Below are 11,662 nucleotides of genomic sequence, written 5' to 3'. Positions count from 1 at the left end.
CCGGCGCCGGTCGCGCCGGAGGCGGTGATGGCGTAGTTGCCGACCGCGGCGCCGGCACCGGCGCCGGCGCTGCCCAGGGCGACGCCGGAGACGGTGTCGCCGTTGAGCAGGCCCGAAACGCTGTAGCCGCTGAGATTGACGGTGCCGCCATAGGTCTTGTTGGCGTCGTTGGCGACGATGCGCAGGGTGGCTGGATCGACGCGCAGGCTGCCGTCGACATAGGTCACGACGTAGTTGGACAGCCCGGCGCCGGTCGCGCCGGAGGCGGTGACGGCATAGTTGCCCACTGCGGCGCCGCTGCCGGCGCCCGCGCTGCTCAGCGCGACCCCGGAGACGCTGTCGTTGCCGACCAGGCCGGAAACGCGGTAGCCGCTGAGGTTGACGGTGCCGCCGTAGGTCTTGGAGCCGGAGGTCGCCGTCACCGTCAGCGTCGCCGGGGTGATGGCGATGCCGCCGGAGACCACGTAGCCGATGTCGTAGCCCTGCTGCGAGGACGCCAGGCCACCGATCTGCAGCATGCCGTTGCCGGTGGTGTAGCTGCCGACGCCATTGCCTGCGGTCGCGTAGCGCAGCGACGAGCCGAACAGCAGGCTGGGATCGAAGGCGCCGCCGACCGTGTAGGACGCGAGCGTGCCGCTGACGCCGTTGCCGTCGTAGGTCTTGTCGAGGCCGGAGACGCTGCTGCTGATCGTCAACGGGGTCAGGAAGCTGCGCAGCAGCGGCGTGCCCATGTGTTCGTACAGGCGCCAGGTCAGGCCGGTGCCGCCGCGGTTGTCGATCGCCCAGCCGGCGTCGGTGAACGTGGACAGGGTGTTCAGCGCGCTCCAGGACCTGCCGCCGCTGATCGCGTCGATGCTGCCGGTGTTGCTGCCCGCCAAGCGCAGGCCGGCGTTGATCGGATTGCCGCCGATGTCGGTGGCGAAGAAGCTGGCGTTGATCGTGCCTGCGTCGTTGGTGCCGACCAGACCGCCGACATCGGTGCTGCCACCCACGTCGCCCGTGGCGTAGCTGGCGTTGATGGTGCCGCTCTCGTTGTAGCCGACCAGGCCGCCGAGATGCTGGGTGCCGATCACCTGACCCGTGGCATAGGCCGCGTTGATGCTGCCCTGTTCGTTGTAGCCGACCAGGCCGCCGGCGAAATCCGTGCCGGCCACGAAACCGGTGGCATAGACCCGGGTCAGAACGCCACGATTGTTGTACCCGACCAGCCCGCCGATGAACGACGTGCCGGAAACATCGCCGACGGCGTAAGCGTCGCTGAGGCTTGCGTTGAAGAGGTTGCCGACCAGTCCGCCGACATAGCTGACTCCCGATGCGCTACCGGTCGCGTGCGCGTTCGTGATGGTCCCCCTGTTCGCCACGCCGATCAGCCCGCCGACGTAGTTCGAGCCGGAGACGCTCCCGCTGGCCTGCACATTGGTGAGGGTCGCCATGGACGCCTGGCCTAGCAGGCCGCCCGCATGCGTGGTGGTCGCGGTGACGTTGCCGCTGGCCGAGGCGTTCTGGATCTGGCTCTGATTGGCGTTGCCGATCAGCCCGCCGACATGGTCGCCGCTGGCAGTGCTGGTGCTGGTCGCGCTGCCGCTGGCCTGCACGTTGCTGTAGTTGCCCTGGTAGTCGTTGCCGACCAGGCCGCCGACGCCGCTGCCGCCGGACACCGTGCTCGACGAGGACGAGGCGTTGATCGTGCCGCTGACGTTGCTGCCGATCAGTCCGCCGACGTAGTTGCCGCTGTAGGGGCCGCCGCTGCCGACCACGCTGCCGCTGGTCTGCACGCCGGAGATCGTCCCGGCGTTGTTGTAGCCGGTGAGGCCGCCGATGAAGTTGCCGGTGCCGCTCATGGTGCCGGTGATGCGGATGCCGCTGAGCGTGCCGGCATTGAAGCCGGCGACGCCGCCCACGTAGGCAGTGCCGGTGACGGTGGCGCCGGTCAGGGCGAGGTTGACGATCCGGCTGGCGGCGCCGGTGTTGCCGAACAGGCCGACGTAGGACGTGCCGCCGCGGGCGATGGTCAGCCCGGAAATGGTGTGGTTTATGCCATCGAGGCTGCCGGCGAAGGCGTTGTTGCTGTCGCCGACCGGGCTGAAGCCGGCGCTGCTCCACATCCCGCTGGCCGTGCTGCCGACAGTCTGGCTGGCGTCGATGTCGGCGGACAGGCTGTAGCTGGCCGCCAGGTTGTACGCCATCAGCTGCAACTGGTGTGCGTTGCCGATGGTGGTGCTGTATTCGCTGGCCAGGAACGGGCGCGTCTGTCCCTCGATCATGATCCAGGCCGGACTGCCGACGCCATCGCTGGCGACGTAGACGTTGCTGGTGCCGGCGAGCAACGCCCAGGTGCCGAGATTGCCGTAGGTGCTGTGGCTGTAACGGTTGTTGCTGCCGAAGCTGGTCAGATTGGTGGCGCTGCCGCCGCCCCCGCTGCTGATGGCATTGGCCTGGCCGGTGCTATCGACGTCCCACGACGCATTGCTGACGCTGCCCGAATTGGCGCCGATCAGTCCGCCCACGTTGTTGTTGTTGGTGCTGATGACGGCACCCGTGGCGTAGCTGTTGCTGACGCTGCTGGAGCTGACGCTGGCACCGCCCGCGTTATTGACGCCCACGAGCCCGCCCACCGAGGCCGTTGCGGTGACGCTGCCGGTGGCGTAGGTATTGGCGATGGTGCTCTGGTAATTCATGCCGACCAGCCCGCCGACCATGGAACTGCTGCCGGTCACGTTGCCGCTGGCATAGCTGTTCTTGATCGAGCCGGCGTTCTGGTTGGTTCCGACCAGGCCGCCGACGGAACTGGTGCCGCTCACGGTGCTGGTGGAATACGTGTTGGTCAGGCTGCCGCCGTCGTTGTAGCCGACCAGGCCGCCGGTGTTGCTGGAACTGCCGGTCACGCTGCCGGTGCTGTGGGAATTGCGGATCGTGGCGCCGACGTTGTTGCCCGCCACGCCGCCGACGGTGTTTTGCCCGTTGACGCTGCCGTTGAACACGCCGTTGTCGATCAAACCCAGGTTGTAGCCGGCCAATCCGCCGATGCCGCCCGAGGTGCCGCTCACCACGCCGTCGACGGTGACGTTCTTGATCGCGCCCTGGTTGTAGCCGACCAGGCCGCCGACGTAGTAGCCGCCGGAGATGGAGACATTGCCCAGGTGCACATCGCGGATGAGGCTGTTGCTGCTGGTGGTGCCGAACAGGCCGACGTAGCCGCTGGCGCCGGAGATGGTCAGGTTGTTGATGCTGTGGCCCAGGCCGGCCAGCTTGCTCTGGAAGGAGGAGACCAGGGCGCTGCTGCGGGTGACGCCGCCCAGGTCGATGTCCTGCGCCAGCGCGTAGGAGCCGGGGCTGTTGAAATAGGTGGCCGCGTCGGCCAGCGAATGGATCAGCCTGTACGCCTGGCCGTTGATCGCCAGGCTGGCGTGTGCGCCGCCGAGCGAGACGGGGGTGTTGACGTAGTAGTCGCCCGTGCCGCCAACGGTGCCGTTGTCGGTGTAGCCGCCGTAGTTCAGCACCAGGCCGGCCGTGTCGCCGGTGGCGGTGACGGCGGCATTGAGATGGATGCTGTGGTAGGCGTCGAGAGTCAGCGTGGAGTTGCCGCTCCAGCCGATCGCCGCATTGACGTTGATGTCGCCGCTGCCGTTGCTCACGGTGCCTGGGCCGCTGGCGTTGGTGATGGAGGCGAGCAGGGTGACGTTGGTGCCGCCGTTCAACGCGCCGCTGATGGTGCTGGCGGCCGCGCTGTCCACGGTCAGGTCTTCCGGGTCGACCAGCCAGGTGCCGGCGCTGCCGTGGCCGGCGCCCTTGGCGCCGACGGCGATGCCGGAGAAGTCGACGGTGTGGCCGCTGGTTTCGAGCAGGCCGCCGTTGCCGCTGCCGGCCGCATCGGCGCGCAACGCGCCGTGCACTGCGGTGTGGCCATCGGACCAGACCACGATGGAGCCGCCGTTGCCCTGGCCGGTCGCGCTGGCATCGAGCAGCGCGCCGTCGGCGACCGTGGCCGCACTGGCGTGTTGCAACTGTTCGCCGCCCTGGTAGCCGCCGCCGATGCGTACGCTGCCGCCGGCCGCGGTGCCGCTGGCGTCGATGCGGCCAGCGACGTTCACCGCGCCATCGGACAGCACCTGCACGCTGCCGCCGCGGGTGCCGGAGACATCGATGCGGCCGCTGCTGGCCACGTCGCCGCCGCTGCCGACCAGGCGCACGCTGCCGCCGGAGGTGTCGATGCCGGTGGCTTCGAGCGCGCCGGTGTTGTTGACCAGCAACTGCGACAGCCCGGTGCTGCCGGCCTGCAGCAGGATCTGCCCGCCGTTGGCGCGCAGCGTGCCGCTGTTCTCCACCGCCGCCGCGGCGCCGTCCACCGACTGGCTGGCCGCCGCGACCATCTGCATGCCGATCGCGCCGGCCGCGTCCATGGTCACCTTGACCTGATCGGCGGAGAGCAGGCGGATGGCGCCGCCGTCGGCGCTGATGCTGCCGCGGTTGGCGACATGGTTGCCGACGAGATTGACCGAGCCGCCGTTGCCGGCGCGGATGCTGCCCTGGTTGACCACGCTGGCGGCGCCATGGTCGCCCCGCGCGAGCAGGTAGCCGTTGTCGTCGTCGCCGGCCAGGCCCAGCGAACTGGCGACCAGGCCGCCGACGTTCACCTGCGCGTGGTTGCCGAACAGGATGCCGGCGGAGTTGATCAGGAATACGTTGCCATTGGCGCGCAGGCTGCCGTCGATGACGCTGGCGCCGCGGCTGGCGTCGATCAGGTTGAGCGCCACCGCCGAGCTGGACGGCTGCACAAACACCACGCTGGTGTCCTTGCCGACATTGAAACTGTTCCAGTTCAGCACGGCCTTGGCCGCGTTCTGGTCGATGTGCAGGGTGCCGCCGTTCTGCGACACGGTGGCGCCGGTGGCGCTGGACAGCGACGGCACGCCGCTGGCGTGGGCCGGCGCGGCCAGCGCACAGGCCAGGGCGAAGGGCAGCAGCGGCGCGGCCAGGCGCGCCGCGCCGGTGCCGGTTGCGCCAGCGTGGCCGGTGGCGACTTCGGAGGCGACCTGGAGCACGCCGAGGTGGCGGTTGAAGACGAGGCGGTAGATGCAGTTCATGGAGATCCCCAGGTCAGAAGGTCAGGCCGAAGCGGGCCCAGTAGCGCACATCCTTGCCGTCGCTCGGCTTGGTGGTGCCGGTGGGCTTGGCCGCGGCCAGATCGAACGAGAGCCCGTGCCAGTCGGGCAGCCGGAAGCTGAGGCCGACACCGGCGCCCTCGAAGGTGGTGACGCTGTCGTAGACCGCGCGGTTGGCGCCGTTCGGGTAGACCCGGCCGTAGTCGTAGAACACGCTGGCGGTCAGCAACTGGCCCCAGGCGCGGCCGCCGAACGGCGAGGCGGCGCTGGCGAAGCCCGGCGCGTCCACCTGGTACTCCAGGCCGGAGTCGAAGCCGCGATCGCCGAGCGCGGCGCCGAGCGGGAACGCGCGCACGCTGGTCGGTCCGCCCAGCGAGAACTGCTCCAGCGGAGTCAGGGTGTCGTCGCTGTACTGGCCGTTGACCCGCAGTTGCAGGCGATGCGTAGCGGTCAGCCCCTGCAGCCGGGTGTAGCTCAGGCGCGCGACCGTGAAATGGCGGTCGTGGCGGGCGTACAGGTAGTCGGTCTGCGGCGAGTCGTCGTCGAGCGCGCCGCGCACGCTGAGCTGCAGCAGGTCGATGGCGTGAAGCCGGCGATCGTCGTGGCGCACGCTGGTGCCGAGCTCGGCCACGTCGAACTTCTGCTTGGACAACAGCACGCCCAGGCCCTGCAGGCGCGAGCTCTCCTTGACCAGGTGCAGCCAGCTCTGCACGCGCCAGGCGTCGGAATTGACGAACTTCCAGTCCAGGCCCAGCGCGCTCTGCTGGGTCGGCCCCTGGATGTCGAGCGCGGCGAACGCGCCGTTGTCGAGGTTGACCACGCTGCGCGTGTAGGACGCGCTGGCGCTGAGGCCGTCGACGCCGGCGATCGGCACCTGGTAGGCGAGGCTGCCCTGCCAGGTATTGGCCGGATCCAGCGCATAGGCATAGCTGGCCGACAGGTGGTCGCCCAGGCCCAGCGGGTTGTTCCAGTCCACGCCGAGCTGGGCGCGGTAGCGGCCGATGCTCGGGGTGCCGTAGTTGCTGGCGCCGACGCTGACCTGCAGCGGGCGCTCCTCGCTGGCCTGGATCACCACGTCGGTCTCGCCGGGGTTGGCGCCGGGCTTGAGCACGGAGGTGGCGGACACACCCGGCAGGTCGCGGGTGTACAGCAGCGCCGACTGCAGATCCTGCTGGCGCAGGATCTGGCCCTGCAGGGCGAGGGCGGGGCTGGCGATCAGGCGGTCGTCGTAGCGGCGCGTGCCCTCGACGGTGATCTTGCCGACGCGGCCTTCGACCACGCGGATCTCGACCACTTGGTCCGCGCCCAGGGTCTGCACCGGCAGATACGCGCGGGCAACCAGGAAGCCGGCCTGGCGATAGGCCTGGGTCAGCGTGTCGGCGATCTGCTGCAGTTGCGCGAAGCTGAGCTGGGCCGGCACCGTGCCGCCGCCGAGTGCGCGCACGCGGGCGTCGGCCAGCGCCTGCAGGCGCGCCGGATCGATCTGCTCGCGCGGATGGACGCCGACGCCGGTGACGCGGATCGCCTGGACCGCGATCGGCGCCGCGGCGTCGGTGGTGCTGGTGCCGGTGGCCGGGGCGGCCTCCTGGGCCAGTGCCGTCGCGCAGGTCAGGGTCAAGGCCAGGCCGGCGGCCCACGGAAGCACAAATAGGGCATTCGCCAGCGTACTCGGACGCGGACGGCAAGAGATCGTCATGATGTTAAGGTGGCGTTAGGGTTGAGGCTCGCGCAATGTAGCCGTCCCACCGCCGATCAATCTGAGCAAATCTGAGCGCGCGATCACTCTTTGCCCGGTCCCCTGACAGGGTGTCGGGAAAATCCCCACAGCGCGCTGTGCCAGCACCAGGCGCTGGGCGGGCGCCATCTCAGTGAATCAGGGCGTGCCTGCGCCCGGGTGGAACGCAGGCCCTGTGGTGCTTCGCGGGTACTTGCCGGGTCTGCCAGCGTCCGGATCGGCCGCTCAGGCTGCGGTGGCGCACTGCGCGTCACGCAGTGCCTGCCGGTACGCCTTGGCGGTGGCGTCGTTGTAGGCCACCAGGATGATCCGCTTGGGCACCGCATGCGCGCGCTGCCAGGCGTCGGTCTCGGCCACCGCGATGCGCGCGGCCTGGTGCAGCGGGTAGCCATAGACGCCGCAACTGATCGCCGGGAATGCCACCGAGTGCAGGCCCATCTGCTCGGCCAGGCGCAGGGCGCGCCAGTAGCAGTTCGCCAACAGGGCCGGTTCGTTGTGGGCGCCGTCGCGCCACACCGGACCGACGGTATGCAGCACGTGCCGCGCCTTGAGCTGGTGGCCCGCGGTCGCGCGCACCTCGCCGACCGGGCAGCGCACGCCCGGCTTGAGTTCCGGCAGGCGCCTGCATTCTTCCAGCAGTTCCGGGCCGGCGGCACGGTGGATGGCGCCGTCCACGCCGCCGCCACCGAGCAGGGACTCGTTGGCGGCGTTGACGATCGCGTCCACGTCGAGCTGGGTGATGTCGCCTTGCCAGATTTCGATCTTCATGCGCCGATCTTTAGGGGAGCCGAATGATGGATGCGTGAGGGTGTCGCCACCGCCACCGCGCGCTGCCACGGCCGCTTAACCGGCCAGCGGCAAGACTGACGCGCCTCCATCTCAGCACTTGCGACATGAACCCGAACCCGCCGCCGCCACAGGTCGCCGATGCCCTCGCACAGGGCCAGATCATCAAGGCGATCAAGCTGCTGCGCGCGCACAGCGGCATGGACCTGCGCAGTGCGAAGGAGCAGGTCGATGCCTGGCTGCTGGCCGGCGCGGCGCGCACGGTGACGGAGATGCTCGACCGCCACGCGTCCGGTGCGGCAGCGGGGGCGATGTCGGCGACCGGGGCGCAGGCGCCGGTGCTGGCCGAGGAACGGCGCCTGCCGCCGGCGGCGGAGCTGGCGCTGCGCCGTGGCGAGCGGCGCAAGGCCGCCAAGCTGGTGTTCGAGCACTATCCGGACATGTCGCTGCGCGAGGCGCTGGAGATGGTGCAGCGGCATCTGCGCTCGGCGCCGACGCTGGGTGCCGCCTCGACCGTGGCCGCCGGCGACCGCGGCGGGGCCTGGCGTTGGGTGCTGCTGGCGCTGTTGCTGGCTGCGGCGGCGGCGTGGTGGCTGGCACGCTGAGGCGTGCCGACGCGGCCAGTGGCTACAGCCAGCGCGCAACCTGCGCGCAGTAGCGCGCATAAGCGCTGCCGAAGCGTTCGCGCAGGCGCGCTTCCTCGTAGGGGATGACCACCCACTGCAAGGCCAGCAGAGGCAGGGGCAGCAACAGCGCCGACCACGGCCAGCCGATCTGCACGCTCAGGCCGAGGTAACTCAGGGTCAGGCTGACGTACATCGGGTTGCGGGTCAGCCGATAGGGCCCGTGGCAGACCAGGTGCGAGGGCGCGCGCTCGGGCAGCAGGGTGGTGCGGTCGCGGGCGAACAGCACGAAGCACCAGCACGCCAGCAGCAGGCCGGCGAGCGCGACCGCGCCGCCGCCCAGTTGCAGCCAGGCCAGCGCGGTGCCCTGCGGCAACGGCAACGGCAGCGCGTGTTGCAGGCTGGCACCGAGCAGCAGCGCCAGCAGGAAATGCGCCGGCGAGGTCGTACGCACCAGCAACGGCACGCGTACCTGCGCACGTGCGGGCGGTGGATCGGTGCGGTCGGTTCGGTCGTGCATGCAGTCCTTCCCTGGTTCGGTTGCGGCCGCGCAAGTTTACGCGGCTGCTCACGGCGGACGCGCGCGAGCGCGTCACGAATGGGCACGGGCGCGAGCCGATGGCGCCCGGCAGCGCCTCGCCGCGCGTGGCAGTGCGCGCAAACGCGATTACCCTAGCGCCCACGCGGTACGTCGTCGGCGCTTGCGTTTCGACGTGTCGCCTCGTTCCACGTCGATCGCGCCCGACGCGCTGATCGCGCCTTGTTTTCCCTTTCGCCACCCACTGTCTCGCCTCATGCCAATCGCTTCCGCCAGCACCACCGCCGCCCCGCGCCGCCGGGTCATCCTCGAAGACGACATCGACGGCTTCACTCCCGCGCAGCTGTTGCTGCTGCAATCGCCCGAGGTGGAGGTGCTGGGCATCTCGGTGGTCAGCGGCAACATCTGGCGCGACGAAGCGCTGGCGCATACCCGGCGCCTGCTCGAGATCGCCGGGCGTGGCGAAGTGCCGGTGCTGCCCGGCCCGGTGTTCCCGCTGCTCAACAGCGAAGTGGCCACCGAGCGCTGGGAAGCGCTGTACGGCAAGTTGCTGTGGAAGGGCGCCTGGACCCGGCAGTGGGTCGAGCACGACACGGTGCAGAGCGCGCCGCGCTACCACGCGCACGACGTGGTCCCTGACCTGCCGCTGGGCAATCCCACGGTAGTGCAGGCAGCCAGCGAACCGGCCGCCTTGTTCATGATCCGCAAGGTGCGCGAGTTCCCCGGCGAGGTCAGCATCGTCGCCACCGGGCCGCTGACCAATCTGGCCTTGGCGCAGCGGCTCGATCCCGACTTCGCCACGCTGGCCAAGGAACTGGTCTACATGGGCGGCAGCCTCAATCCGCGGCAGCGCCGCGACAGCGTCTCGGCGGCGCAGTTCGCGCGCGAGTTCGTCAATTCGCCGCGGCGCGAATTCAACATCCGCTGGGACCCGGAAGCGGCCAGCATCGTGATGCGCGCGCCGTGGCGGCGCATGGTGATGGTGCCGGTGGATCCGTCCACCGCCACCGAACTGACCCCGCAACTGCTGGCGCGGATGAGCGCCGCCGACACGCCGATCGGCCATGCGCTGCGCCGTCGCGAGCCGGGCTTCCCGATGTGGGACGAGCTGGCCACCGCGCTGTGGCTGCGCCCGGAACTGGCCACGGTCAGCGAGACCCTGTACGTGGACACCAACACCGAGTTCGGCGCCGGCTACGGCGACATCCTGTCGTGGGCGCCGGGCTATCAGCCGGGGCTGGGCGAGCAGGCGCAGCAGGTGGTGCGCGAGGTCGACGTGGCCGCCATCGAGCAGTTGCTGGTGGAGCGCCTGACCGCGCCGCAGCCGCCGGCGCTGGGCGCGCCGCTGCCGGACTGAGGCATGGCGCACGCGGATCTGCAGTGCCGTGCAAGGCGCGGCGTCGCGGTGCGCAGCGGCGCTGTCTGCGTACCGCTCGCGTGGGACGCACGCGTGGCGCTGGCCTGCACGGTGCCCGCATGAGCGCGCCCGCGCCCGACGACCGCCTCGCGCAAGCGAAGGCCTTGGCCATGGCGGCGTTCCAGGAGCCGCAGCATGCCGATGCGCGGCTGGCCGACGCCGAGACGTTGTTGCGCGCCGCGGCCAGGGCGGCGCCCGCCGATCCCGGCCCGCTCACCTGCCTGGGTGCAGTGCTGTGCGATCGCGGCCACTACCGGCGGGCGCTGACGGCCCTGCGCCGCGCCGTGCGCCTTCAGTCCGACGATCGCAACACCTGCTTCAACCTCGGCGTGGCCCTGCTCAACGCCGGCCAGGAGGCCGAGGCGATGGCGGCATTCCAGCAGGCGGCCGGCTTGCGTGCCGCGCCGACCTCATGGACGGCGTATTTCGATCCGCACGCGCACTAGCGACACCGCGCCGGTGTCGCACGGCGCCGGCACCGCCATGCGGTTGCGCGCTTACGGCAGACCGGCCAGCCAGTCGTCGTCGCTGCCTTCGTTGATGTCGGCGAACAGCGGCGTGGAGAAGTAGCGTTCGCCGGTATCCGGCAGCATCGCCAGGATCACCGCGCCGGGCGCCGCGGTCTCGGCCACGCGCAGCGCGGTGGCTACCGTGCCGCCGCCGGAGATGCCGGTGAAGATGCCTTCCTCGGCGGCGAGGCGGCGCGACACCGCGATGGCGTCGCCGTCGTCCACGCTCAACACTTCGTCGTAGACCTCGCGGTTGAGCACCTCGGGCACGAAATCCGGCGTCCAGCCCTGGATCTTGTGCGGCTTCCACTCCTGGCCCTGCAGCAGGGCCGCGCCGGCCGGTTCGGTGGCGGTGATGTGCACTTCCGGGCGCGCGAGCCGCAGCACTTCGCCGACGCCGGTGAGGGTGCCGCCAGTGCCCCAGCCGCTGACGAAATGGTCGAGCCGGCGGCCGGCGAAGTCGCGCAGGATCTCCGCGGCGGTGGTGCTGCGGTGGTAGGCCGGATTGGCCGGGTTGGCGAACTGCCGGGCCAGGAACCAGCCGTGCTGCCTGGCCAGTTCTTCGGCCTTGCGCACCATGCCGCTGCCGCGCTCGGCGGCCGGGGTCAGGATGACCTTGGCGCCGTAGGCGCGCATCAGCTTGCGGCGCTCGATCGAGAAGGTTTCCACCATCGTCGCCACGAACTTGTAGCCGCGTGCGGCGGCGACCATCGCCAGCGCCACGCCGGTATTGCCGGAGGTCGCTTCGACGATGGTGTCGCCGGGCTTGAGCAGGCCGCGCGCTTCGGCGTCGAGCACGATCGCCAGGGCCAGGCGGTCCTTGACCGAACCGCCGGGATTGAAGGCCTCGACCTTGACGTACAGGTCCACGTGCGCCGGCGCCAGCCGCTGCAGCTTGACGATCGGGGTGTAGCCGATGGTGTCGAGGATGTTGTCGTAGATGGCCATGGGC

The 11,662-nt window shown here is 70.4% G+C and carries 8 protein-coding genes; 3 read left to right on the top strand and 5 right to left on the bottom strand.

The genetic code is table 11. From position 1 onward, the window contains the following. From PIQ37_RS20045 to PIQ37_RS20035, 3 genes are all read right to left on the bottom strand, one after another. Window positions 1-5,084 (bottom strand): GLUG motif-containing protein (locus PIQ37_RS20045; RefSeq protein ID WP_342074818.1); only part of this gene is annotated, 5,084 nt, incomplete at its 3' end. Between the two features lie 13 nt (window positions 5,085-5,097). Beyond that, window positions 5,098-6,798 carry a ShlB/FhaC/HecB family hemolysin secretion/activation protein gene (locus tag PIQ37_RS20040; RefSeq protein ID WP_407137087.1) on the bottom strand — a complete coding sequence of 567 codons (1,701 nt, stop codon included), beginning with the start codon at window positions 6,796-6,798 and terminating at the stop codon, window positions 5,098-5,100. Between the two features lie 264 nt (window positions 6,799-7,062). Further along, window positions 7,063-7,605 carry an O-acetyl-ADP-ribose deacetylase gene (locus PIQ37_RS20035; protein WP_017912991.1) on the bottom strand — a complete coding sequence of 181 codons (543 nt, stop codon included), beginning with the start codon at window positions 7,603-7,605 and terminating at the stop codon, window positions 7,063-7,065. A 125-nt stretch (window positions 7,606-7,730) separates the two neighbouring features. On the opposite strand from PIQ37_RS20035, the gene PIQ37_RS20030 reads away from it, so the two are divergent. Further along, window positions 7,731-8,228 (top strand): hypothetical protein, encoded by a 498-nt coding sequence (locus PIQ37_RS20030; RefSeq protein ID WP_342074816.1) that lies wholly within the window; start codon window positions 7,731-7,733, stop codon window positions 8,226-8,228. Between the two features lie 22 nt (window positions 8,229-8,250). On the opposite strand, the gene PIQ37_RS20025 is transcribed toward PIQ37_RS20030, so the two are convergent. Then, window positions 8,251-8,766 carry a methyltransferase family protein gene (locus tag PIQ37_RS20025; protein ID WP_295862552.1) on the bottom strand — a complete coding sequence of 172 codons (516 nt, stop codon included), beginning with the start codon at window positions 8,764-8,766 and terminating at the stop codon, window positions 8,251-8,253. 274 nt (window positions 8,767-9,040) lie between these two features. Here PIQ37_RS20025 and PIQ37_RS20020 point away from each other — a divergent pair, with 274 nt between their 5' ends. Next, on the top strand, window positions 9,041-10,141 hold the full coding sequence (locus tag PIQ37_RS20020) for a nucleoside hydrolase (protein WP_342074815.1): 1,101 nt from the start codon (window positions 9,041-9,043) through the stop codon (window positions 10,139-10,141). 119 nt (window positions 10,142-10,260) lie between these two features. Beyond that, on the top strand, window positions 10,261-10,647 hold the full coding sequence (locus PIQ37_RS20015) for a tetratricopeptide repeat protein (RefSeq protein WP_342074814.1): 387 nt from the start codon (window positions 10,261-10,263) through the stop codon (window positions 10,645-10,647). A gap of 51 nt (window positions 10,648-10,698) precedes the next feature. On the opposite strand, the gene cysK is transcribed toward PIQ37_RS20015, so the two are convergent. Then, window positions 10,699-11,658, bottom strand: a complete 960-nt coding sequence (gene cysK / locus PIQ37_RS20010) for a cysteine synthase A (RefSeq protein ID WP_342074813.1) — start codon at window positions 11,656-11,658, stop codon at window positions 10,699-10,701. Window positions 11,659-11,662: the final 4 nt, after the last annotated feature.

It is taken from the genome of Xanthomonas protegens, from assembly GCF_038442435.1.
In the GTDB taxonomy this organism is placed as follows: Bacteria; Pseudomonadota; Gammaproteobacteria; order Xanthomonadales; family Xanthomonadaceae; genus Xanthomonas_A; species Xanthomonas_A sontii.
The sequence above is the reverse complement of the archived record's forward strand: the minus strand, read 5'-3'. Positions and strand labels throughout refer to the sequence as shown.